The sequence below is a fragment of the Arthrobacter sp. OV608 genome (assembly GCA_900110595.1).
GTDB lineage: Bacteria > Actinomycetota > Actinomycetes > Actinomycetales > Micrococcaceae > Arthrobacter.
In genome coordinates this window covers 136,878-160,038 of record FOEZ01000007.1, presented here as the reverse complement: position 1 = coordinate 160,038, position 23,161 = coordinate 136,878, and the positions used below count along the sequence as shown (strand labels likewise).

At 66.5% G+C, this 23,161-nt stretch carries 23 protein-coding genes; 14 read left to right on the top strand and 9 right to left on the bottom strand.

What is annotated here, in order from left to right; translation table 11 throughout:
• Positions 1 to 4: 4 nt before the first annotated feature.
• From pcaH to BMX78_RS11455, 4 genes are all read right to left on the bottom strand, one after another.
• Positions 5 to 892: a protocatechuate 3,4-dioxygenase subunit beta gene (pcaH, locus tag BMX78_RS11470; RefSeq protein ID WP_091419496.1), complete on the bottom strand. Its 888-nt coding sequence runs from the start codon at positions 890 to 892 to the stop codon at positions 5 to 7.
• Between the two features lie 36 nt (positions 893 to 928).
• Positions 929 to 2,809: a bifunctional sugar phosphate isomerase/epimerase/4-hydroxyphenylpyruvate dioxygenase family protein gene (locus tag BMX78_RS11465; RefSeq protein ID WP_091419495.1), complete on the bottom strand. Its 1,881-nt coding sequence runs from the start codon at positions 2,807 to 2,809 to the stop codon at positions 929 to 931.
• Positions 2,809 to 3,690, bottom strand: a complete 882-nt coding sequence (locus BMX78_RS11460) for a shikimate dehydrogenase (RefSeq protein WP_091419494.1) — start codon at positions 3,688 to 3,690, stop codon at positions 2,809 to 2,811. The genes BMX78_RS11465 and BMX78_RS11460 overlap by 1 nt, the downstream gene beginning before the upstream one ends.
• A 134-nt stretch (positions 3,691 to 3,824) precedes the next feature.
• Positions 3,825 to 4,652, bottom strand: coding sequence for an IclR family transcriptional regulator (locus BMX78_RS11455; protein ID WP_170850787.1), 828 nt, complete (start codon positions 4,650 to 4,652; stop codon positions 3,825 to 3,827).
• 229 nt (positions 4,653 to 4,881) lie between these two features.
• On the opposite strand from BMX78_RS11455, the gene BMX78_RS11450 reads away from it, so the two are divergent.
• The 5 genes from BMX78_RS11450 (at position 4,882) to nikE (ending at position 11,412) form a co-directional block, all read left to right on the top strand.
• Positions 4,882 to 6,201: an MFS transporter gene (locus BMX78_RS11450; RefSeq protein ID WP_091419493.1), complete on the top strand. Its 1,320-nt coding sequence runs from the start codon at positions 4,882 to 4,884 to the stop codon at positions 6,199 to 6,201.
• Positions 6,202 to 6,431: 230 nt separating this feature from the next.
• Positions 6,432 to 7,982: an ABC transporter substrate-binding protein gene (locus tag BMX78_RS11445; protein WP_091419492.1), complete on the top strand. Its 1,551-nt coding sequence runs from the start codon at positions 6,432 to 6,434 to the stop codon at positions 7,980 to 7,982.
• 19 nt (positions 7,983 to 8,001) lie between these two features.
• Entirely contained in the window at positions 8,002 to 8,943 is a 942-nt protein-coding gene (locus BMX78_RS11440) for an ABC transporter permease (RefSeq protein ID WP_091419491.1), read from the top strand.
• Complete coding sequence (locus BMX78_RS11435) at positions 8,936 to 9,766, top strand: ABC transporter permease (protein ID WP_091419490.1); 831 nt, start codon at positions 8,936 to 8,938, stop codon at positions 9,764 to 9,766. The genes BMX78_RS11440 and BMX78_RS11435 overlap by 8 nt, the downstream gene beginning before the upstream one ends.
• A complete protein-coding gene (gene nikE / locus BMX78_RS11430; RefSeq protein WP_091419489.1) occupies positions 9,763 to 11,412 on the top strand; it encodes a nickel ABC transporter ATP-binding protein NikE in 1,650 nt (549 codons plus the stop codon). The genes BMX78_RS11435 and nikE overlap by 4 nt, the downstream gene beginning before the upstream one ends.
• On the opposite strand, the gene BMX78_RS11425 is transcribed toward nikE, so the two are convergent.
• Both BMX78_RS11425 and BMX78_RS11420 read right to left on the bottom strand, forming a co-directional pair.
• Positions 11,369 to 12,445, bottom strand: coding sequence for an ATP-dependent DNA ligase (locus BMX78_RS11425; protein WP_091419488.1), 1,077 nt, complete (start codon positions 12,443 to 12,445; stop codon positions 11,369 to 11,371). The genes nikE and BMX78_RS11425 overlap by 44 nt on opposite strands.
• Positions 12,446 to 12,508: 63 nt before the next feature.
• Positions 12,509 to 13,432 carry an AEC family transporter gene (locus tag BMX78_RS11420; protein ID WP_091419487.1) on the bottom strand — a complete coding sequence of 308 codons (924 nt, stop codon included), beginning with the start codon at positions 13,430 to 13,432 and terminating at the stop codon, positions 12,509 to 12,511.
• Between the two features lie 168 nt (positions 13,433 to 13,600).
• On the opposite strand from BMX78_RS11420, the gene BMX78_RS11415 reads away from it, so the two are divergent.
• The 4 genes from BMX78_RS11415 (at position 13,601) to BMX78_RS11400 (ending at position 17,963) form a co-directional block, all read left to right on the top strand.
• Entirely contained in the window at positions 13,601 to 14,632 is a 1,032-nt protein-coding gene (locus tag BMX78_RS11415; protein WP_091419485.1) for a TIGR03885 family FMN-dependent LLM class oxidoreductase, read from the top strand.
• Positions 14,629 to 16,323, top strand: coding sequence for an alpha-amylase family protein (locus BMX78_RS11410; protein ID WP_091419484.1), 1,695 nt, complete (start codon positions 14,629 to 14,631; stop codon positions 16,321 to 16,323). The genes BMX78_RS11415 and BMX78_RS11410 overlap by 4 nt, the downstream gene beginning before the upstream one ends.
• Before the next feature lie 40 nt (positions 16,324 to 16,363).
• On the top strand, positions 16,364 to 17,590 hold the full coding sequence (locus BMX78_RS11405) for a pyridoxal phosphate-dependent aminotransferase (RefSeq protein ID WP_091419482.1): 1,227 nt from the start codon (positions 16,364 to 16,366) through the stop codon (positions 17,588 to 17,590).
• Positions 17,591 to 17,726: 136 nt separating this feature from the next.
• On the top strand, positions 17,727 to 17,963 hold the full coding sequence (locus BMX78_RS11400; protein WP_091419481.1) for a hypothetical protein: 237 nt from the start codon (positions 17,727 to 17,729) through the stop codon (positions 17,961 to 17,963).
• 101 nt (positions 17,964 to 18,064) lie between these two features.
• Here the strand turns inward: BMX78_RS11400 and BMX78_RS11395 are convergent, their stop codons facing one another.
• The 3 genes from BMX78_RS11395 to BMX78_RS11385 are packed head-to-tail and all read right to left on the bottom strand — an operon-like array spanning position 18,065 to position 19,712.
• Complete coding sequence (locus tag BMX78_RS11395) at positions 18,065 to 18,352, bottom strand: MoaD/ThiS family protein (protein ID WP_091419479.1); 288 nt, start codon at positions 18,350 to 18,352, stop codon at positions 18,065 to 18,067.
• Positions 18,345 to 19,451, bottom strand: a complete 1,107-nt coding sequence (locus BMX78_RS11390; protein ID WP_091419477.1) for a WD40/YVTN/BNR-like repeat-containing protein — start codon at positions 19,449 to 19,451, stop codon at positions 18,345 to 18,347. The genes BMX78_RS11395 and BMX78_RS11390 overlap by 8 nt, the downstream gene beginning before the upstream one ends.
• A gap of 60 nt (positions 19,452 to 19,511) precedes the next feature.
• Positions 19,512 to 19,712 (bottom strand): hypothetical protein, encoded by a 201-nt coding sequence (locus BMX78_RS11385; RefSeq protein WP_091419476.1) that lies wholly within the window; start codon positions 19,710 to 19,712, stop codon positions 19,512 to 19,514.
• A gap of 277 nt (positions 19,713 to 19,989) precedes the next feature.
• Between BMX78_RS11385 and BMX78_RS11380 the strand changes: the two genes are divergently transcribed.
• The 5 genes from BMX78_RS11380 to BMX78_RS11360 all read left to right on the top strand — a co-directional run bounded on the left by BMX78_RS11380 (position 19,990) and on the right by BMX78_RS11360 (position 23,156).
• A complete protein-coding gene (locus tag BMX78_RS11380) occupies positions 19,990 to 20,688 on the top strand; it encodes a hypothetical protein (RefSeq protein WP_286138918.1) in 699 nt (232 codons plus the stop codon).
• A gap of 113 nt (positions 20,689 to 20,801) precedes the next feature.
• Positions 20,802 to 21,626: a class F sortase gene (locus BMX78_RS11375; RefSeq protein ID WP_091419474.1), complete on the top strand. Its 825-nt coding sequence runs from the start codon at positions 20,802 to 20,804 to the stop codon at positions 21,624 to 21,626.
• A 54-nt stretch (positions 21,627 to 21,680) separates the two neighbouring features.
• Positions 21,681 to 22,199 carry a universal stress protein gene (locus BMX78_RS11370; RefSeq protein ID WP_091419473.1) on the top strand — a complete coding sequence of 173 codons (519 nt, stop codon included), beginning with the start codon at positions 21,681 to 21,683 and terminating at the stop codon, positions 22,197 to 22,199.
• A 273-nt stretch (positions 22,200 to 22,472) separates the two neighbouring features.
• Positions 22,473 to 22,832: a metal-sensitive transcriptional regulator gene (locus BMX78_RS11365; protein ID WP_091419471.1), complete on the top strand. Its 360-nt coding sequence runs from the start codon at positions 22,473 to 22,475 to the stop codon at positions 22,830 to 22,832.
• Positions 22,833 to 22,916: 84 nt separating this feature from the next.
• Positions 22,917 to 23,156 carry a heavy-metal-associated domain-containing protein gene (locus tag BMX78_RS11360; protein ID WP_091419470.1) on the top strand — a complete coding sequence of 80 codons (240 nt, stop codon included), beginning with the start codon at positions 22,917 to 22,919 and terminating at the stop codon, positions 23,154 to 23,156.
• Positions 23,157 to 23,161: the final 5 nt, after the last annotated feature.

The window sequence follows — 23,161 nt, the reverse complement described above, 5'->3', positions numbered from 1 at the left end:
CTGCTTACTCTCCTGCCTCTTCACTACTGTCTCCAGCTGTACCGAACGCCTCGTTTTCCGTCCAGGTCCGCTTCGGACCGGTCAGGACGATGTCCCAGTTGTAGCCCAGCGCCCATTCGGGTTCGGTGAGGCTGTGGTCGTAGTTGGCCACGAGCCGGTCTCGGGCGTCCTGGTCCACGATGGTCTGGTAGATGGGGTCCAGCGGGAAGAGCTGGTCGCCGGGGAAGTACATCTGGGTGATGATGCGCTGGGTGAACTCGGTGCCGAACAGCGAGAAGTGGATGTGCGCCGGGCGCCACGCGTTCAGGTGGTTCTTCCACGGGTAGGCGCCGGGCTTGATGGTGGTGAACCGGTACGAGCCGTCCGGGCCGGTGATGCAGCGGCCGATGCCCGTGAAGTTGGGGTCGATCGGGGCCGGGTGCTGGTCGCGTTTGTGGATGTAGCGGCCGGAGGCGTTGGCCTGCCAGATCTCCACGAGCTGCCCGGCCACCGGGCGGCCGTTGCCGTCCAGGACCTTGCCGGCCACGATGATCCGCTCGCCCTGGGGCTCACCGTTGTGCTGGATGGTCAGGTCCGATTCCAGGGCGTGCACGTCCTGGTGCCCGAACGCCGGGGAGTACAGCTCGATGGTTTCCGGGTCCGCGTGGTGCAGGCTCTTGGTGGGGTGGCGCAGGATGCTGCTGCGGTACGGCGGGTAGTCCAGCCGCGGCTGGGTCTCAGGCTCGGCACCGTCCTTGAGGGCCCTGGCGTAGGCGTCGCCGATCGCGTTGATCTCGTCACTGAGGTCGGCCTGGGTTTCGATGGCGCGGTCCAGGGGAAGGTGCGCTGCTTTCGGCTCGGCGGGCGGCACAAGCTCTTCCGATTCCAGCTCGGCGTTGATGTCTTCCGGCACGGCTGGCTCCTTTCGTAGGGCGGGTTGGGTGTGGTGTCAGGGGCGGGCGAGGTCGTACTGGACGGCGTGGCGGACCGGAGCGTTGGGCGCTCCGTAGCCGTCATAGTTGCCGCGGCGTTCCACCATTTCGAAGAACACACTGCCAACGGTGGCGGTGTAGAAATGGAGGAATTCCCCGGTGGCGTCCCGGTCGTACAGGAGGTTCAGCTCCTGGAGGGTGGCCAGGAATCCCGGTTCGAGGTCGAAGCGGGCGTCCAGGTCCTCGTAGTAGTTCGCCGGAATCTGCAGGAACTCAAGGCCGCGGTCCCGGGCGGACCGGGCAGTGGAAACAAGGTCGTCCACGGCGAAGGCGATGTGTTCCTGGTAGGTCTTGCGCGCCTGCCGGGCCGGCGACTGCTGGACTGGTGCTTGCTGCACAGGGGCGAGGTTCAGGACCAGCCGCACGGCGCCGTCGGACGTCTGCATGACCTGCGAGCGCACCAGGCCGCTGGGGCTCGGAACTTCGGCGAACGGCTGCGGTTCCAGGGCCAGGGCGCTGGTGTAGAAGAGGACGGCCTCGTCGAAGTGCTGCCACGGCTGGGCCAGGTTTACGTGGTCGATCACCGCGCTGGCTCCGGCGGCCGGGTGTTCCGGCCCTTCCCCGAACTCGTGCGTCCATGCGGCGGTGCCGTCGGGGCTGCCTTGGCACAGGAAGATCTCGGTGGAGTCCGGGGCGGAGATGCCCTGGAACACTTCCTCGTCGGCCTGGACCTTGCGGGCCACCACCGGGGCCTTGAGCTGCTGGGCCCGGGCAGAGGCAATAACGGGCGAATCGACGTCGAACCCCAAGGCTGCGATGGCCGGCTCGGCGTGCTGTGCGGCCTGCTCGTTGATGATCACCCGCGCCTGCCCCATGGTCCACAGCTGGACGTCCTTGGTGCGGTGCCGGCCTTCGAAGGCGAAGCCGAGCTGGCCCAGGAGCTTCTCCAGCTGCGCGGTGTCATCCGCCTTGACCTCGGCGAAGTTGAAGCCGGCCGGTTCGCTCACCTTGGGCAGCGTGGCCAGTTCCATGGGATAACGACGGCGGGACGCCGCCGCGTCGCCTTCCGACGCATTTCCGGCCAGCCATTTGGCGCTCTGCTCCTCCAGCCAGATCAGCGAGCGCATGGCGTCCACGGCGGTGCGTTCGACGTCGGACTGGCGGAAGACATCGTTGAAGACTTCCAGGGACACCGGGCCGGTGTAGCCGGCGCGGACCACGTGGCCCATGAACTTGGCGAGCTCGAACTGGCCCTCGCCCGGGAACACGCGGTAGTGGCGGCTCCAGGACAGGACGTCCATGGAGAGCTTCGGGGCATCCGCCACCTGGACGAAGAAGATCTTGTCCGCGTTGATCTTCTCGATCGGCGCAGTGTCCCAGTCGCGGGACAGGATGTGGAAGGAGTCCAGGCAGGTACCGAAGTTGGGGTGGTCGACCATCTCCACCAGGCGGTAGGCGTGCTCGTAGTCGTTGACGTATTTGCCCCAGGCGAGGGCCTCGTACGCAACCTTGACGCCGTGGTCCCCGGCCAGCTCCGCGAGTTCGGAGAGCTGTTCGGCGCGGAGGCCGTCGTCATTTATGGTGGCGGTGGCAACGTTTGAGCAGACCAGGATGGTGTCCATACCCAGCCGGGACATCAGCTTGAACTTCGCCTCGGCGCGGCGGAGGTTGGCCTTCAGCAGGTCCGGCGTGACGCCGTCGAAATCCCGGAAGGGCTGGTAAAGGTCCAGGCCCAGGCCGAGGTCGGCGGCCATGGTGCGCACGTCTTCGGGGTTCAGCGGCGAGGTGACCAGGTCCTGCTCGAAGATCTCGATGCCGTCGAACCCGGCGATGGCGCAGGCCTGCATCTTTTCCTTGAGCGTGCCGGACAGGCAGACTGTGGCGATTCCGGTGCGCATCAGGCGGCCACCTCTTCGGCCGCCACAAGCTCCAGGAAGTGGCTGCGCATCCGGTCCGGGTCCGCTTCCAGGCCCGTGAAGATGCGGAAGGCGTCCGCGGCCTGGCCCACTGCCATCCGGCCGCCGTCAAGAACCTCGCAGCCCTTGGCCCGGGCGCCCCGGACCAGCTCGGTATCGATGGGGCGGTAGACGATGTCCGCCACCCAGTGGCGGGACTCAAGCAGGTCCAGGTCCAGCGGGAGCCCGGGATGGGCGGCCATGCCCACGGGGGTGCAGTGCACCAGTCCGTCGGCCAGGGGCATCAGCTGCGGCAGCTCCGTCGTCGTGCGTGCCGTCACGGTGCTGTCCGGGAAGAACCCGGCCAGCTCGGCGGCGCGGGTGGCGCCGCGGGCGGCGTCCATGTCCACCAGGTCCAGGTGGCGGACCCCGGCGGTGAGCAGGGCGTAGGCGACAGCCGAGCCGGCACCGCCGGCACCCAGCTGGACTACGTGGTCCAGGTTCGCGCCCGGAAGTCCGGCGGCGAGGGCTCCGGCGAAGCCGGAGAAGTCGGTGTTGTGGCCGATGAACCGGCCGTCCTCGATCACCACGGTGTTGACCGCACCCAGCCGCAGGGCGTCCGGGGACACCTCATCCAGGTGCTGCAGGACCAGCTGCTTGCAGGGGTGGGTGATGTTCAGGCCGTTGAAGCCAAGGCTGCGGGCGCTCTGGAGCAGCTGGCCCACGGATTCGCCGGGAAGGCCAAGCTCCAGCAGGTCGATGGGCCGGTACAGGTAGCGCAGGCCCTGCACGTCCCCTTCGCGTTCGTGCATGTGCGGGGTGAGTGATGGCATCACGCCATCGCCGACCAGTCCCACCAGGTAGGACTCAGTTCGATTGCTCATCCGTGCAGCTCCTTTGATACGGCACCGGGCAGCTTCCTTGCGGAGGGTGCGCTGCCGGGGTGATGGAAATTACGGTACATCATTTGTTCACTTTCCGCACTGTTGTTCTCGATACGAACAAATCAGAGTTGCGGCTAGCGCTGGGGCAGGCGCGCAGCAAGCTCGGCCGCCGCTTCCTGTAGCAGCGGGACGTGCGCCTCCAGCCCTTCCAGGCTGAGGCGGAAGACCGGGACTGCAGTGGCCAGGGAAGCGAACGCGTGCCCCTGGCTGTTGAGCAGCGGAACGGCGACGGCCCGCATGCCCGCCTCGTTCTCCTCGTCCATCACGGCAAATCCGCGGCGGCGGACCAGCTCAATTTCGGCACGGAAGGCATCCCGGTCCGTGATGGACTTTTCCGTGAGGGGCTCCAGCGGAAGCTCTGCCAGCAGCTTTTCCCGCTCGGCGTCCTCCGCAAACGCCACCAGCGCCTTGCCGACGGCGGTGGTGGAGAGCGAGCCCAGATGGCCAGGATCGCTGGTCACCCGGAACATCTGCGGGCCGTCCACCTTGTTCACGGTGAGGTGGTGATGGCCGTCCCGGACGCTGAGGATGGTGGCCTCCCCCGTCTGCTCGGTCACCCGCCGCAGGACAGGCAGGGCGGTTCCGGCGAAGCCGTGATGGTTGGAAACGCGCTGACCCAACTGGAAGATCCGCAGGCCCAGGTGGTAGCGGCGGCCATCCGGCTCGTAGTCCACAAAGCCGTCCCGCGTCAGGGAGCCGAGGAGACGGTACGTGGTGCTGAAAGGCAGCTGGGCCCGGCGGGAGATCTCCGCAGCACTCGCGCCGCGGGGTTCATCGCCCAGGAGGACCAGCAGGCCGAGGGCCTTGCCCACCATGTCCGTGCGGTCGGCTGATCGGCCCGCTTTGGCCGGGCTTTCGTCAGCGGCAACATCATCGGGCGCTGTGGTTTGGTTCACACTCATACCTCGATGTTGCCACATTGTGAGAGCTATTGCTACAAGATGATTATTTTGTTGACAAGTGACTGCCCTCACAGCCATCATTGCTGTATCGCACAAGTAGCTCCCACCATGTGGCTACTGTCCGGGTTCTCCCGCCACTGCAGCCGTACCGGCCACGCCTTGACCCAGGCCTCGCCGGCTGAAGCCCCCGATCCATCCGCGACAAAGTCGTCACATCAAAAGGAACTCCATGAGCCAGATACTTCCGTCCGCTGAGCCAGGCATTGTTGCCCCGGCCGGGACGCCGAAGAAGGCAGCCCTCGCAAGCTTCCTGGGCAGCGCCGTCGAATACTACGACTTCTTCATCTTCGGTTCCGCAGCCGCCCTGATCTTTCCCACGGTCTTCTTCCCGAATGCTGACGCGAATGCGGCCATCATGTCCTTCGCCACCTTCGGCTTCGCCTACGTGGCACGCCCGGTGGGCGCCGTCATCCTGGGCCACTTCGGCGACAGGGTGGGCCGGCGGAAGGTCCTGATGTTCACCCTCCTCCTGATGGGCGCTTCCACCTTCGTGATCGGCTGCCTGCCGGACTTCAACACCGTCGGCTGGTGGGCTCCGGCCCTGCTGGTCCTCGCCCGGCTCTGCCAGGGCCTGTCCGCAGCCGGCGAGCAGGCCGGAGCCTCCTCCATGACACTGGAACACGCCCCGGACAACCGCCGCTCCTTCTTTACGTCCTGGACCCTCACCGGCACCCAGGGCGGCCAGATCCTCGCCGCCCTCGTCTTCATCCCCGTCCTGGCCCTCCCGGACGAGATCAAGTACGGCATCGGCTGGCGCATCCCCTTCTGGTTGAGCGCCGTTGTGGTGATCGTCGCGTTCTTTATCCGCCGCACACTGCATGAGCCGCCGGCGTTCGAGGAAGCCCAGAAGACCGCCCAGATCTCCAAGCTCCCGGTCGCCGATCTGCTCAAGGGCCACTGGCGCGATGTCCTCCGTGTGATCTGCTGCGCCTTCATCGCCGCAGTCTCCACAGTGTTCGGCACCCTCGCCATCAGCTACGCCAAGACCGTTGCCGGCGTGGACGGCACCACCACCCTCTGGCTTGTGGTGGCCGCCAACGTGGTGGCCCTGGGAACCCAGCCCCTGTTCGGCATGCTCGCGGACAAGATCGGCCGCAAGCCCGTCTACATCTACGGCGCCCTGGCCAGCGCAGCCCTGACGCCAGTGTTCCTGCTTAGCCTGGAATCCGGCAGCGTGCCGCTGATGTTCCTGGCCGCCATTGGCTTCTTCTCCTGCGGTTACGCCGCCTCCAACGCCGTCTGGCCGTCCTTCTATGCCGAGATGTTCAGCACCAAGGTCCGCTTCTCCGGCCTGGCCATCGGCACCCAGCTGGGCTTCCTGATGGCAGGGTTCGCACCCGCCATCGTGGCAGCCATGGGCGGCATCAAGCCCGGCGGCTGGGTCCAGATCAGCATCTTCACCGCCGTCATCTGCGTGGTGGCCGCCGTCTCCGCACTGACTGCCAAGGAATCCTTCAAGATCCCCACCAAGCAACTCGGCCTGAAGTAGCCTTTCTGCTCGACCGGACGACATTCCAGCCCGGTTTTTAGACCGGAAAGCCCGCCATTCCCCCAAATGGCGGGCTTTCCTTTTCATAAACCGGGCTGTTCCGGCGCCAACGCCCCTCCAGCTGAACAGCAGAGTCACCAATTCACGCTTTCGCGGAAGGGAAGGCTACCCTAAGTCCGTCCCCTTTTTATTCCTGCCCTCCCCGCGGCAGCCCTGCTAGGCGGTTTCCTGTGCGCTCCTCCTTCCGTCCCCTCGTCCTCGTGGCCGCGGCGGCCGCCCTGACCCTGACCGGTTGCGGTTTCAGCGGAACCCAGGCCACCCAGCCCAGCGCTGCGGCGGACACCAGCCAGCGGATCGTGGTGGACAATTTCCGCGCACCGGTGGCGAACTGGGCGATTGAGTCCGACGCCGCGTACATCCTGTCCCTCTCCGGGTGCCTGGAAACGCTCACCACCTTCAACCAGGCCGAGGGCAAGGTCCTGCCGTCCCTGGCCACCGAGTGGAAGCAGACCTCACCCCTGGACTGGGACTTCAGTATCCGCCAGGGCGTCAGGTTCCAGGACGGCACCGACGTCACCGCCGAGTCCGTGGTGTCGGCGCTCAACCACGTCCTCGACGCGAAGGTTCCGGCGCGCGCCTTCAACCGCACCATGATCAGCAGTGTCACCGCAGTGGACGGCCAGACCGTCCGGGTCAGCACTCCCGCCGAGAACCCGCTGGTGCCCTACCGGCTGGCCAGCGTCAACACCGGCATCATGGCACCGGCCGCCTACAAACCCGAAGGCCTGGACCCGTTCGGGCACTGCACCGGGCCCTTCACCCCCGTCTCGGAGAAGGCAAAGCAGTCCCTCACCCTGGACCGCAACGAAAACTACTGGGGCGGCGATGTGCAGCTTGCCGGCGCCGAAGTCCGGTTCATCACCAACGGCCCCACGCGCGCCGCCCAGGTGCAGACGGGCGAGTCGGACATCTCGCTGTCCATCCCCGTCGCAAGCCTCGCGGGGCTGAAAGCGGACGACGGCGTCACCGTCCTGGGAGCCGATTCCCCCCGCACCGCCACCATGTACATGAACAACGGCCGCGCCCCGCTGGACAACGTGGAGGTCCGCAAGGCGGTCCGGGAAGCGCTGGACCTCGACGCCCTGGCCGCGAGCGTGTACGAGGGCGCGGCCCTGCCTGCCACCGGACCGTTCGCGCCGTCCGAGCCCTGGGCCGGCGGGAAGCAGGACAAGCAGCAACAGGACATCGAGGAAGCCCGCAAGCTGCTCGCCGGTGCCGGCTACACGGCGGACCGGCCCCTCGAGATCATTGCCATCGTGGAGCGCGCCGAATTTGCGGACGTCGCCGCCGTGGTGCAGGAGAACCTGAAGAACATCGGCATCCCGGTGACCATCACCTCCAAGGAATACGCCTCGGCGGAGCCGGATGTCCTGGCTGGTAACTACGACATGCTGCTCAGCCAGCGGAACCGGCTGATCGACATCGCCGACCCCATCGGCTTCCTCACCGCTGACTACACCTGTAAAGGCACCTACAACCTGAGCCACTTCTGCGACCCGGAGTACGACCGGATCATCGCTGACGCCGCCAAGACCGTGGACACCACCGAGCGCTACAAGCTGTACGCCAAGGCCGGCCAGATCCTGCAGGACAAGGCCGTCAACGCCTGGCTGGTGAACGAGCAGGCCACGGACGCGATCCGCACCAACGTGCTGGGCTACGTCCAGGACCCGCTGTCCCGCTATGTCTTGACGGCGAAGACCGCCAAGGCCGCGTCCTAGTTCCCGAAGCCCGCCGCGAATGCTGCAGTTCATCACCAAACGGACGGCCACCCTGGTGGCCGCTGTTGTGGTGTCCTCCTTTGCGGTCTTCCTGATCCCCTACTTCACGCCCGGGGATCCGGTGCGCAAGATCATCCGCTCACGCGTGGCCGGTGATGCCATCGATGACGCTTCCGTTCAACGCCTCAGCGAGAGCCTCGGCCTGAACGATCCCCTGGCCGTCCAGTACCTCCGGTGGCTCGGGGATTTCTTCAGCGGCGACATGGGCCTGTCCTTCGTCAGCCGCACACCAGTGGTGGAGCAGGTGCTGCCGGCGCTGTCCGTCACATTCAGCCTGGTGGCCATGGCACTGGTCCTGGCCGCCGCCGTGTCACTCCCGCTGGGAATCATTTCCGGATTGCGTCCCGGGAGCGGCGCGGACAAGGCCATCACAGCGGTGACCCAGGCCCTGATCGCCATGCCGGAATACTGGGTGGCTCCCGTGCTGGTCCTGGTCTTCGCCCTAAAACTGTCAGTCCTGCCCACAGCCGGCTGGAACGACCTCTCCTCCGCGGTGCTGCCGGCCCTGACCCTTGCGCTGCGGCCCATCAGCTTCTTCACCTCGGCGGTCCGCGCCGGGATCGTCGATGCAGCAGCGGCAGAGCACGTGCCGGCGGCCCGGGCCCGGGGCCTGAGCCACGGCCAGGCGATCCTCCGCCACGTGGTGCCGAACGGCCTGGTGCCGTTATCCACCCTGTTCGCGGTGTGGTTCGCCGGCCTCTTGGGCGGTTCGGTCATTGTGGAGGTTATTTTTGCCGTACCGGGCATGGGCAGGCTGCTCTTCGACGCCGTGGTGAACAGCGATATCCCGCTGGCCCAGGGCGGCGTAGTGGTTGTGGTGGCCCTCGCCGTCGGGGTGACCACTCTGGCGGACTTCGTCCACCGTTTCCTCAGCCGCACGGTGGGAGGAACCCTTGCGTAGCCGGTTTACCGTCTCCACGGTGGCCGCCGCCGTCCTGGCCATTATTGTGCTGGCTGTGCTGCTGGCGCCATGGATCTCGCCCTATCCCCCAGCCGAACAGAACCTGGCCGAGCGCCTGGCCGGGCCATCGGCAAGGCACTGGCTGGGAACGGACAACCTGGGCCGGGACACCCTCAGCCGGACCCTCGAAGGCGGTCAGTTCTCCATGTCTGTGGCCGCCCTGGCTACGGTGCTGACGTGCCTGCTCGGCGTGGCCATCGGCATCCTGAGCGCGCGCCGGAGGGGCTGGGTGGATGAATTCCTGACCCGCACCAACGATGTCCTGCTGGCCCTGCCGGAAATGGTGGTAGCCCTGTTCATCGTGGCGGCGCTGGGCACGGGCTTCGGGCCGCTGCTGCTCGCCCTGACAGTGACGGGCTGGACGCCCTTCGCCCGCCTGGCCCGGACCCTCGCGTACGACGTCTCAGCCCGAGGCTTTGTGGAGGCCGCCCGCGTGGTGGGCTGCCCGCCGTCGTTCATCATCTTCCGGCACGTACTGCCCCATCTCGCTGCGCCCATCCTGGGCCAGGCCACCCTGCGCTTCGGTCACCTGCTCATCAGTGTGGGTGCGCTCTCCTACCTTGGCCTGGGCGTCCAGCCGCCGCAGTCGGACTGGGGTTCCATGCTCGCGGCCGCGCAACCCTTCGCGGACCGGGCACCGATGGGGATCCTCGCGCCGGGCCTGGTGATTTTCGTTGTGGCGCTCTGTGTCACCCTGATCGGCCAGCGGGCGGCGCACATGGCCGAGGCACCTTTGCTGCTGCCCCTGGCGGCGGAAAAATGAGCCCTCTAAACCCGGGGCTGGTGCTGGAGGGGCTGGAGGTGGGCCATCAAGGGCCCGACGGCGGGACTTCCCGCAAGCCCCTGCTCTCCGATGTCTCCCTGTCCGTGCAGCCCGGCGAGTTCGTTGCGCTGGTAGGCAGTTCCGGTTCCGGCAAGACACTGACGGCGATGTCCTGCCTGCGGCTTCTGCCGGCGGGCCTGGAAATCACCGGCGGTTCCATCCGGCTCGGCGGCCTCGACCTGACCCGCGCGTCAGAACAGGAACTCAACTCCGTGCGCGGCGGCAGGCTGGGGATGCTGTTCCAGCAGCCCAAAAGGATGTTCAACCCGAACCAGACCATCGGGCAGCACCTCAAGGAACCCCTCCGCCTGCATGCCGGCCTGCGGGGCGCCAAGGCACGGAGCAAGGCCGTCGAACTGCTCGACGAAGTGGGCTTCGCAGATCCGGCCAAGGGCGCCCGGGCCTACCCGCACCAGCTCTCCGGAGGCATGGCGCAGCGCGCCATGACGGCCCTGGCGCTGGCAGGCCAGCCTGGCATGCTGCTGGCGGATGAGCCGACGTCGGCCCTGGACAAGATGCTCGAACGTCAGATCCTGCAGCTGCTGGACAGGGAACGCCGGGAACGCGGCCTGGGCATCCTGTACATCACGCACAACATCGCGTCCGTGGCCGCATACGCGGACCGGGTGCTGGTGATGAACGCCGGCAGCATCGTGGAGACCGGTCCTGCCCGGGACCTGCTCACGCGGCCCCAAACCTCCTACACCCGTGAGCTGCTGGCCGCCGCACGGCTGGCGCCCGAGTCCCGCCGCCGTCCGCCCTCGACGGAACGGGACGTCCTGGTGCTGGACAGCGTGGGCAAGCATTTCGGGCCCCGGCGGAAAGCGGGGAACGCGGCACTGCAGGACGTCTCGCTGACCCTGCGGCGCGGCGAGATCCTGGGCGTGCTGGGCCAGTCGGGCTCGGGCAAAAGCACCCTGGCCAAGGCCATTGTCGGCCTGGAAACTGCCAGCACGGGCTCCATCACCCGGCAGTTGGACGCAACCGGCGCGCGGCAGGCCACCGCGGTGCAGCTGGTATTCCAGGAACCGCACGGCGCCTTCGATCCGCGGATGACGCTGCGCACCAGCCTGCAGGCGCCCCTGCGCAAAGGGCACGACCTCACACCGGAGCAGCGCGATGAACGGATCGCCGCCGCAATGGCCGAGGTGGAGCTGGATGCGGCCATGCTGGACAAGCGGCCGGGCCAGTGCTCCGGCGGGCAGCTGCAGCGGGCCACCATTGCCCGCGCCCTGCTGCTGGAACCCCAGGTCCTCATCTGCGACGAGGCCACCTCAGCCCTGGATGCGTTGACCCAGCGCACCATCCTGAACCTGCTCCTGCGGCTGCAGCGCGAACACAACCTCTCCCTGATCGTCATCTCGCACGACATGGACGTGGTGCGGTACATGTGTGACCGGGTGGCTGTCCTGCTTGAGGGCGAGGTGGTGGAAGTGGCTGAAACGAAAGACTTCTTCGCGGCGCCGCGGCACCCGCACAGCCAGGCGCTGGTGGAAGCCTCGATCCCCTGCCGTGCGGACGGGCTGTGGAGTGTCCTGGACGCTACGGCCGTCCGGTCTCCAGCACCGAGGCAAGGTCAAAGCTGACCGGTTCCTCCAGCTGCCCATAGGTGCACGATTCCGGCTCCCGGTCCGGCCGCCAGCGGTTGAACTGGGCGGTGTGCCGGAACCTGTCGCCTTCCATGTGGTCGTACCGGACCTCCACCACCAGCTCCGGGCGCAGCGGCACAAAGGAGAGGTCCTTGCCGGCGCTCCAGCGGCTGCCTTCGGCGTTGCGCGGTGTCCGTTCGCCCTCCTCCTGCTTTGCCCAGGCCCACGGGTGGTTGTCAAAGTCGGTGACCAGCGGCTGAAGCTGTTCGAACAGTTCCTGGCGGCGCTTCATGGGGAAGGCGCCGATCACGCCCACGCTGGCCAGGCCGCCGTCGTCCTTGTACAAGCCGAGCAGCAGCGAGCCGATGGCATCCGGCCCGCTCTTGTGCAGGCGGTAGCCGGCCACCACGCAGTCGGCGGTGCGCTCGTGCTTGGTTTTGAACATCACCCGTTTGTCCGGCTCGTACCGTCCGTCCAGGCGTTTGGCCACCACCCCATCCAGTCCGGCGCCCTCAAACTGCTCGAACCATTGGGTGGCGGTGTCCTTGTCAGTGGTGGCCGCAGTGAGGTGGACGGGAGCCTTGCTGGCCGCGAGCGCCTTCTCGAGTGCCGCCCGCCGGTCCGTGAAGGGCCGGCCCGTGTAGTCGTCCTCGCCCAGGGCCAGCAGGTCAAACGCCACGAATGAGGCGGGCGTCTGGGCGGCCAGCAGCTTCACCCGGCTGGCCGCGGGATGGATGCGCTGCTGGAGGGCGTCGAAGTCCAGCCGGTCGCCGGACGAACCGATGAGGATGATCTCACCGTCCACCACGCAGCGCGGCGGCAGGTTTTCCTTCAACGCCGCTACGAGCTCGGGGAAGTAGCGGGTCATGGGCTTTTCGTTGCGGCTGCCGATCTCCAACTCGTCGCCGTCGCGGAAAATGATGGACCGGAAACCGTCCCACTTGGGCTCATAGCTGAGGTCCCCTTCCGGGATGCCGCTGACGGCCTTGGCGAGCATGGGCGGGACGGGCGGCAGCACGGGAAGTTCCATGCTGCCCATTCTTGCCCGGCCACCGCCCCCGGCGGAAGCCCGCCGCCGGTAGAAAGCCACCGCTCAGCCGGCCAGCAGCCAGACGATCAGGACCAGGACCGGGGCGGCGGCCGCCGTCGACATCAGGATGGTTTCCCGCGCCACCGCGACTCCACGGCCGTATTTGCTGGCAAACAGGAACACATTCTGCGCGGACGGCAGCGCCGCCATCAGCACCACGCCGAGCAGCATGTGGTGCTCCAGGTTGAACAGGAAGCGCCCGACGACGAACGCCACCGCAGGCATCACCGCGGACTTCAGCACGGTGGCAGTAAGGATCTCCGCCCGGTGGCCGCCGCTTTGCAGCATCCGCGTCCCGTGCAGGGACATGCCGAAGGCCAGCAGCACCACCGGGACGGCTGCCCCGCCCAGAAGTTCCAGCGGGGCCATCACGGGATCGGGAAGCCTGACGTGGAACGCCGCCAGGACCACGCCCAGCAGGCTGGCGATGATCATCGGGTTCCGGAAGGGCTGGGTCAGCATCAGCCGCGGTGAGAACCGGCCGGCCTCGGAAAGGTCCAGCAGGGTGAGGACCAGCGGGGCGAACAGGAGCAGCTGGACCAGCAGGACGGGCGCCACCGGGGTGGCGTCGCCCAGCGCGTAAAGCGTGATGGGGATGCCGATGTTGTTGGCGTTGACGTAGGAACTGGCCATGGCGCCAACGGCTGTTTCGGCCAGGGGGCGGCGGAACCAGAGGCGGCTCGCGGTGACGTACAGCAGTGCGGTGACGGCGGCCGTCAGCAGGGCCAGCGGCACGTAGGCGGAGAACACCACCGAGATATCGGATTCGAGCACCACCGTAAAAAGCAGCACCGGGTTGGTAATGAAGAAGGCAGTCCGCGTCAGCGCCGAAACGGTTGGTTCCCCGCCCAGGCCGCACCGCGCGGCAAGGTAGCCCACCGCAATGACGACGCCGATCACCGCCAACCCGATCAGCACACCGCCCACAAGAGGTACTTCCTTCCGCGTCCGCCTGCGCAGGATGACAGCGAGCGCAGTGTTACAAGTTACAAACTTATCTGACAAGTGGCAGGCCGGCTGCACGCTGCCGCGTATGAGCACTTCACCGGCGGAAAACCCTCGACAGAGCACGCGCCGGACGGGTAGAGGTTAACGATGGTTACTGTCGGCTTCCACGCTTCCCACGAACAGATCAGCCCCGGCCAGCTCCTTCAGGACGTCCAGCACGCGGAGCGGGCGGGCTTTGACGCCGCCATGTGCTCGGACCACTTCGAGCCGTGGTCGGCCCGGCAGGGACACTCCGGCTTCGCCTGGTCCTGGCTGGGTGCCGCATTGGCCACCACCAACCTTCGGTTCGGCGTGGTCACCGCGCCCGGCCAGCGGTACCACCCGGCCATCATCGCCCAGGCCTCCGCCACGCTGGCTTCCATGTTCCCCGGCAGGTTCTGGTTCGCCCCCGGAAGCGGCGAGAACATGAACGAGCACATCACCGGTGACGGCTGGCCGGCCAAGGACGTCCGCCAGCGCCGCCTCGAGGAGTGCGTGGACGTGATCCGGCGCCTGCACCGTGGCGGCGAAGTCACCCACCGCGGCTTGGTCACAGTGGAAGAGGCGCGGATCTGGGACGTCCCGGAAACCCCGCCGCCCCTGATCGCGCCGGCCGTCAGCGTGGACACGGCCCGCAGGGCCGCCGCCTGGGCGGACGGCCTGGTCACCGTGAACCAGCCAGCCGCCACCCTCAAGGAGATGCTCGCCGCCTACCGGGACAACGGCGGGACGGGCAAAGCATTCCTGCAGGTCCATTTGTCCTGGGCCGGGAGCGAGGACGAGGCGGTGGCAGTTGCCCTGGACCAGTGGCGCACCAACACCTACCCTCCGCCCATACCCTGGGACCTGCCCACAGCCGGGCATTTCGACGCGGTGGGCGAACACGTGACAGCGGAGCAGGTCCGCACAACGGTAAACGTCTCGGCAAGCCTGGACCGGCACGTGGAGTGGCTCGGCGGCTATGCCGACCTGGGCTTCGACGAGCTCTACCTGCACTTCGTGGGCCAGGAGCAGGCACCGTTTATCGACACGTTTGCCGCGGAGGTGCTGCCGCAGCTGCGCGCGCCTGGCAGCAGCACCCCGGCGGTCCCGCAGTTCGCGGCGGCCGGTGCCGAACCGGCGTCGGACGTAACAGCATGAGGCTCGCCGAAACATCGGACCTCTGGTGGAAGAACGCGGTGATCTACTGCCTGGACGTGGAGACATTCTTTGACGACGACGGCGATGGCTGCGGCGACTTCGCCGGCCTCACCCAGCGCGTGGACTACCTGGCAGCCCTCGGCGTGACCTGCATCTGGCTGATGCCCTTCTACCCGTCGCCGGACCGGGACGACGGCTACGACGTCACCGATTTCTTCACCGTTGACCCCCGGCTGGGCACCATGGGCGACCTGGTGGAGTTCATCCGCGCCGCCCGGGACCGGGGCATGCGGGTCATCGCCGACTTCGTGGTGAACCACACCTCGGACCAGCACCCCTGGTTCGTCGAAGCCCGGAAGTCCAAGGACAACAAGTACCGGGACTACTACGTGTGGCGCAGCGACACACCCCCGGACACCTCCGCTGAGGTGGTGTTCCCCGGCGAGGAGACCTCCCTGTGGAACAAGGATGACGCCACCGGCGAGTGGTACCTGCACATGTTCGCCAAGCACCAGCCGGACCTGAACGTCACCAACCCCGCCGTACGCAACGAGATTGCCAAAGCCATGGGCCTGTGGCTGGAACTGGGACTGGACGGTTTCCGGCTGGACGCCGTGCCCTTCTTCCTCGAAACCCGCGGCCAGCCCAAGGACGAGGCCGCCAACAGGGATCCGCACGACTACCTCACGGCATTGCGCAGCTTCCTTAACCGCCGCAACGGCAGCGCCGTGCTGCTCGGCGAGGTGAACCTGCCGTATAAGGAACAGCTGGAGTACTTCGGCGGCCCCGAGGGCAATGAACTGAACATGCAGTTCGACTTCCTGTCCATGCAGCACCTCTACCTCTCGCTCGCCCGGCAGGATGCGCGGCCCCTGGCCGAGACCCTCAAGAGCCGTCCACAGCTGCACCCGGACAACCAGTGGGCCATGTTTGTGCGCAACCATGACGAACTCACCCTGGACAAGCTCACGGACGCCGAGCGCGGGGAGGTTTTTGCCGCCTTCGGGCCCGCGAAGAACATGCAGATCTACGGGCGCGGCCTGCGCCGCCGGCTTCCACCGATGCTGGACGGCGACCAGGAACGCCTGCGGATGGTGTACTCCCTGATGTTCTCCCTGCCCGGAACCCCGGTGCTGTTCTACGGGGAAGAGATCGGCATGGGTGAGGACCTCCGGCTCAAAAGCAGGGCCGCCGTTCGCACCCCCATGCAGTGGAGTGACGGGAAAAACGGGGGCTTTTCCACGGCCAAGGCGGCGGACCTGGCCGTTCCCCTGGCACGGGGAGAGTACGGCCCGGAACACGTCAACGCGGCAGCCGCCAGGCGGGACCCGGATTCGCTGTTCAACTTCATGGCCACGCTGATCCTGCGGTACCGGGAGAACGCCGAGCTGGGGTGGGGCGGCTTCGCCCTCATCGATCAGCCCGAACCGGCGGTTTTCGCCCACACCTGCAGCTCGGATGGTGGTCTGCTGGTGCTCCTGCACAACCTGGGGGCGGACCCGGTGAAGGTCAGTGTCTCGGCGGGTGCCCCGGATGGACCGGCGGGTGCTTTCAGGGATGCGTCCCTGCTGGACGTGTTCGACGGCGGCAGCGTGCCGTTGGAGCCCGACGGCGGCTTCACGGTGGAGCTGGGCCGTTACGGTTTCCGCTGGCTCCGGGTGCACCGGAAAGGGGACCGGCTGGCACCGTAACCGGAGCCACCGGAGGCCGGCGTTTGTGAAAAGATCAACCATGCGCGCCATGCAACATTCCAGCAAACTCCAGAACGTCCGGTACGAACTTCGCGGGCCGATCCTGCAGGCAGCCAAGAACATGGAGGCGGAGGGCCACCGGATCCTGAAGATGAACCTGGGCGATACTGCGCCGTTCGGCCTGGAGACGCCGGAATCGGTGGTGGTGGACATGATCCACCACCTGCGGGGCGCACAGGGCTACAGCGACTCCAAGGGGATCTTCTCCGCACGGACGGCCATCTCGCAGTACTACCAGACCCGCGGCCTGATGCAGATCGGCGTGGAGGACGTCTTCATCGGCAATGGGGTCAGCGAGTTGATTTCCATGTGCCTGCAGGCCTTTATGGAAAACGGCGACGAAATCCTCGTCCCGGCACCCGATTACCCGCTGTGGACGGCAGCGGTGACCCTGACCGGCGGAACGCCTGTCCATTACCTCTGTGACGAGGCAGAGAACTGGTGGCCGGACATGGCCGATGTCGAGGCAAAGATCACCAGCCGGACCAAGGGCATCGTGATCATCAACCCGAACAACCCCACCGGGGCCGTCTACCCCCGCCACATCCTGGAACAGTTCGCCGCCCTGGCCCGGAAGCACAACCTGGTCCTCTTCTCCGACGAAATCTACGAGAAGGTGCTCTACGGGGATGCCGTGCACATCCACACGGCGGCCGTTGCCGAGGACATTTGCTGCCTGACCTTCAGCGGCCTGTCCAAGGCCTACCGGATGCCCGGCTACCGCGCCGGCTGGGTCGCCGTCACCGGGCCCCTGGCCGCCACCGCCGCGTACCGCGAGGGCCTGGAACTGCTGGCATCCCTGAGATTGTGCCCCAACGTTCCTGCCCAGCATGCCATCCAGACCTGCCTGGGCGGCTACCAGAGCATCGAGGCGCTGGTGCGCCCCGGCGGCCGGCTCCGGGAACAGCGCGACCTCGCGCACAAGCTGCTGACCGCCATCCCGGGCATCACCTGCGTCCCGGCAGAGGGGGCCATGTACCTGTTTCCCCGGCTGGACCCTGAGCTCTATCCAATCGCCAGCGACGAGCAGTTTGTGCTGGACCTGTTGAGGGACCAGAAGATCCTGGTATCCCACGGCTCGGCGTTCAACTGGCCCACCCCGGACCACTTCCGGTTTGTGATCCTCCCGTCCGTCCTGGACATCGAGGAAGCCGTCCGCCGGATCTCAACGTTCCTCGCCGCCTACCGGAACCGCGAGGCGGCGTAGCGCCGTTGGCACGAAACAGCTCCGGCCCAAAGAACTAACCCGCGCCTAACCATCAGGAAACCAGGGCGCAACATTGCCCCTCCACACTGGTAATGCAGGCAAGAGCCGGCACCAGCTCCAGCCAGGAGGTCCCGCCATGTTGAAGAAAGCAGCAGCCCATGTAACCCGGGTCCGCACATTGGACCAGCTCCGCCGCGGCGATGAAATTGAAGCCCGCCTCTCGGTTGGCCCTTCCTACGACGACGTAGTGATCCGCCGGGGCAGGGTCCAGGAAACAGCGCCGGGAATCGGTGTGGTGTGGATCCAGGACAGGATCACCGGCCTGCGCAAAGCAATCAATACGGACGAATGCAGCGTATGGCGGGTCGCCTGAGCCGGACTCCCCGTACGGCCGGAGAAGCCAGGCCCCAGCTGCGGGTGTAGTCAGTAAGGACTGCCCGCAGCTCTGCGAACCCTGAGCGCCCGGCCGTGGTGTCAGCCGCCCGCCACTGACTGGATGACCAGTACCTCCTGGCCCGGCGCCACTTCAGTGTCCAGGCCCTGCAGCCGGCGCACCTCGTCGCCATCCACGTAGACATTCACGAACCGCCGCAAGGCTCCCGTCTCGTCCCGGAGCCGCCTGGCCAGCACGGCGAAGTCGGCGGTAATGGAATCCAGCAGTTTTGCCACGGTCACGGGCCCGTCGGCGGGCGCAGTCAGAACCGACTGCCCGCCGGCCAGTGGCTGCAGGATGCTGGGCAGCACCACCGAAATGTCAGGCACCGGCCACCACTGCCGCCCGCACGCACAGGACGTCGGGCAAGTGCGACGCCACTTCCGTAAACGTCTCCCCTTCGTCGGCACTGGCGTAGACCGTACCCCCGCGTGTTCCGAAGTAGACGCCTGCCGGCTCCGCTGGATCCACGGACGCGGCGTCGCGCAGGACGCTGTTGTACTCGCCACGGGGAAGCCCGTTGTCCAGCCTCCTCCAGCTGCCCCCGGCGTCATCTGTGCGGTGGACCGCCAGTTCTCCGTTGGGCGGGATACGCTCGCCGTCTGCCTTCAGCGGCACTACCCAGGCCGTTCCTTCCCGCCGCGGGTGGGTCAGCATCACGAAGCCGAAGTCTGCCGGCAGGCCCTCGGCAATGGAGGTCCAGCTCTCCGCGTTGTCATCCGTGCGGTACACACCGTGGTGGTTCTGGGCATAAAGGCGGCCGTCGACGGCGGCATCCGCCGCGATCTTGTGCACGCATTGTCCAAACTCGGGGTTGGGATCGGGCATGAAGTAGGCCGAGATCCCCTTGTTGCGCGCCTCCCAGGAGGTGCCGCCGTCGAGCGAGCGGTAGACACCGCCGGTGCTCATGGCAACGTGGACTGTTTCACCTTGGGGATGCACCACGATCGAGTGGGCGGCCGCGCCGCCGTAGCCGGCGCCCCAATCGCTGCGGTGCGGGTGGTCCCAGAGGCCCCGGTTCAGCTCGAAGTGTTCGCCGCCGTCCGTGGACTTCCACACGGAGATAGGTTCCGCACCTGCCCAGACCACTCCGGGGCGGGACTCGGCGTCCGGATAAATCTGCCAGATGCGTTCCAGTGCGGCGCCCGTGTCTTCGGGAAACGTGATGGCACCCTGTTCGGGCTCGGACCACGTGGCGCCGAGATCGTCCGAGTGGGCCACCGTTGGCCCCCAATGCTCGTTCCGGACACCCACCATGATCCGGGTGCGGCCTTCCCGGGTGTCGATCCCAATGCTGGGAATCTCACTCATCAAAAAATGCGGGCCGGTGAAAGACCATTCGCGCCTGTCCGGGCTGGTGGCCAGCCACAGGCCTTTTTTGGTTCCGACCGCTAAGACAAAACTTCCTTGGGTTGCCATGCCCACCATGCAACCACCGCCCCGGGCAGCCCGCAACGTTTTTAGCCTGAAAGGGGGCGTGGGCGCGGGTCAGTCCACGAACTCCGACTGCGTCTCGATGAAGTCCCAGTCCGCCGCCGTCAGCACCGCGGCGGGGTTCTCCGGATGGGGACCACCGGCCTCAGCGATCCCCTGCAGGACCGGAAGCGGAAGTTCCCCGGCACGAAGGTTCTCCCGCAGCCACTCCTTGCTGGCGAGGTCCAGGTCCAGCCACCACATGAATATTTGCATCTATCCACGCCCTTTCGTCCAATTCAACGTTAGGCGTGGGTCCGGCGGGCTACAAGGGACTGGGAGCCCGGGCAAGTAGGGCTGCGGAATTTTCGGGTACCCACAAGTAACCGGCACTTCCGCTGTCCCGGAAAGACGAGTACCGCCTACTCGCGACTGGTTCCTGCCGCCCGCCTAGCCTGAAATCTCAAGCAAGCTGACCGTGCTGCTGGGGCATTCGGCGCAATCGCTACTCCTCCTCATCATGGTCCGTTCACTACACACTGGGGAGAAAACAATGAAACGTACCTTTGCCACTTTGGGGGTTGTGGGGCTGGGGCTGATCAGCCTCACCGCACCTGCCATGGCCGCCTCCGACCAGGTGGTGGTCTGCCACCGGGACGGAACTACGCTTACACCGCTGTCCTTCAACGTCAACGGCATAGGCGGACACGCACAGCACGCCGAAGACATCATTCCTCCCACGCCCAAGCTGCCCGGTGGGTTGAACTGGAACAACGCAGGAAAGATCCAATACGTCAACGATTGCGGGGCCGCGCTGCCCCCGGGTGAGGTGATCGATCCGGTGGTGACGCCTCCTGCAGAGCAGCCCCCGGTCGTGAACCTACCCGTGGTGAACCCGCCGGTCGTGGAACCGCCCGTCGTCGAACCTCCGGCAGTGGTCACACCCGTCGTGGAAACTCCTGTCACCCCTGTCCAGCAGGCCGCGGTGGTTCCGCCGGCAGCAGCGCCCGTCGTCGTTCCTCAAACCCCGGCGGTTGTCCAGCCGCCCGTAAGCCAGCCCCGGCAGCAAGCCGCTGCAGTTGCCGGCGCAGGAGCAACGGCCAACTTGGGGACCAACCAGGGCTACAACGCCCAGACGGCGGTGGGCGGCTCCAACAGCCCGTCCTGGCTGGCAGGCGTGGTCGCATTGTTGGCAGCAGGTGCGGCAGTGGCTTTCCGCCGCAGCCGCCGTACGCAGCTCCTGGCCGATTGAAACAAACCGGCTGACACCGGTTGCGCCGCAAACCGCGGCTTCCTGACAGGAAGGCGTCCCGCCAGTGCCCGGCGGGGCGCCTTCCTTTCTACCTGCAAGTGTTGAGGAGCAGCATGTTCAAGGAACGCAGCCGGCACGTGGTCCGGAAGGAGCGCAGGCGGCGGAGCTGGAACCGGGGAGACCTGGCCATCCTCCTGTTCGGGGTTCTGGCCTTTCTGTCCCTGACCTTCGGCGCACCGCTTTTCCACCACATGCAGGTGGCTGCCGGCGGAAACAGTGCAGTGCTGGGAGCTCCGGCGGCCGGGATCGTTTCCCGGGACGCCGCCCCTAAGGCCACGGAAACGGCGGCAGCAGGGGGGACCAAGGCGGCGGACGGAACCGGGGCAGACGGCTCGGTCGCAGACGGCTCGGGGGCGGCTGAAGGGCAGGCGCAGGCCCTGGCCAATTCGGCCCTCCAGCCACCCTTGCCTCTCCAGCCGCCTTCCCCGGCCCTACCGGCAGCGGCTGAACCACTGCGTATCCGCTATGCCTCCGCCGGGCTGGACATTCCGGTCCATCCGCTTGATGTGGATGCTGCAGCCCAAGCCAGCCAAACGGTGGAGCCGCCGGCCACCAAGGACGGCTACTGGCTGACACCCTTTGGGAGCCCGGGGCAGGGATCAACAAACACCACATACGTGATCGGACACAGCTGGGAAGGTGCGGACGCACCGTTCAACCACTTGAGCTCAGCGGCGGCTGTGGGCGACAGGTTTGAGGTGGACACCGCAACCGGCACCATCCCCTACACGGTGGACAACGTGACCACCTACGTGAAGTCCAGCCTTAAGGACAGTCCCATCTGGAGCATCGTGCCAAACCGGCTGGTCCTCATCAGCTGCTTCACGGAGGACCCCTGGGGCAAGAATGTGGTGGTCACGGCTTCACCTGCTTCGTGACGGGCCACACTAATTGCCCTGTTCAAAGGCTGTCCGGGAGGCCGAGAATGAGCTATGACATCAGATCGGTTCAGCGGTTCATCCCCCCTGCTGGTAGGCATCGCGCCCAAGCAGCATCCTGAGGTGCTGCAGACCGCCGCGATCCTCGCCGCCCGCCTCAAAAGGCCGTTGCTCTGCGCTTACGTTGACGAGGCCAGCTACCTGGTGGAATGGGATCCTGCACGCTCCGCCCACCGGCTCTCCCTCCACCCGGACACGGACGACGACGAAATCAGGGCTGTATCGTCCGAGCTGCGGGGTGCCATAGAAGCAGCGATGGCCGACGTGCCAGCCGAAGCCGGGCGCACAGAGTGGACATTCCGCACCCTTGCGGGTGATCCTGCCCGCGCCCTGGCCAGGCTTGCAGCAGAGAGTGATGCACCGATGATTGTGGTGGGCACCTCGGAGCGGGGGTTCACTCACCGGCTTACCGAAGCACTCAATGGGTCGGTTGGGGCGTGGCTGGTGCACCACCAGAGCCGCCCGGTACTCGTAGTTCCCTACCGGATGCCGGCCCATGAGGACCGGACTTGACCCTTCGGCAGCATGCTGTTCGAGCCGAATTAAGAGCGTAGAAAGTAAAGCGAAAGTAGTTATTCGATGTGCTGGCGGAGGTGACTACCACCCAGTAAGCTGAATCAAGCAGGCCGGCTCCAAGGAGTTTGGACGCCGGTTTTGCCCAAGAGCTGCTCCGGAGTGCGTATCCCCCAATAACGCACTCCGGAGCTTTTTTGTTGCCCCCGAATGTACTGAATACCCCCAGGGGGTACTTGCAGTATACCCCTCGGGGGTATTACTCTTAAAAACATGAGCGCAACGGAAGAAGCAGTGGCGGATGCAGCTGTTGAAGCTGGCACGGACCACGAAGGGGCCCAGCACGGCTACACAGGGAACAAGGACGCCTATCTGCGGCGCCTCAAACGCATAGAAGGCCAGGTACGCGGCATTGCCCGCATGGTGGATGAGGACAAGTACTGCATCGACATCCTCACCCAGGTATCCGCCGTCACCAAAGCCCTGCACGCCGTCAGCCTGGGGCTCGTGGAAGAGCACATCGGCCACTGCGTCGTGGGGGCCGCCGCCGAACCGGACCCGGGCCTGCGGGCAGAAGCGATCGACGCCAAAGTCAAGGAAGCCGCCGACGCCATCGGCCGGCTCCTGCGGTAACCCCGAATTCCACATCACCAGCCATCCGGCGAACGCCGGCGAACGAACCGGCCCACTGTGCCGGCCGAACAACAAGGAGCAGCCATGAGCACCACCTCCCCTACCACCACCACCGTCAGCGTTTCCGGAATGACCTGCGGCCACTGCGTCTCCGCCGTCAGCGAAGAACTTGAGGCCCTTGCAGGCGTAGAGGCAGTGGACATCGAACTCAACGCCGGCGGTATCTCTACCGTCACCATCACCTCCAGCGACGATCTGTCGCCGTCCGAAATCGGCGAAGCAGTTGCGGAAGCGGGCTACCTGGTGGTTGCCAACGAGGCCTAAGCACC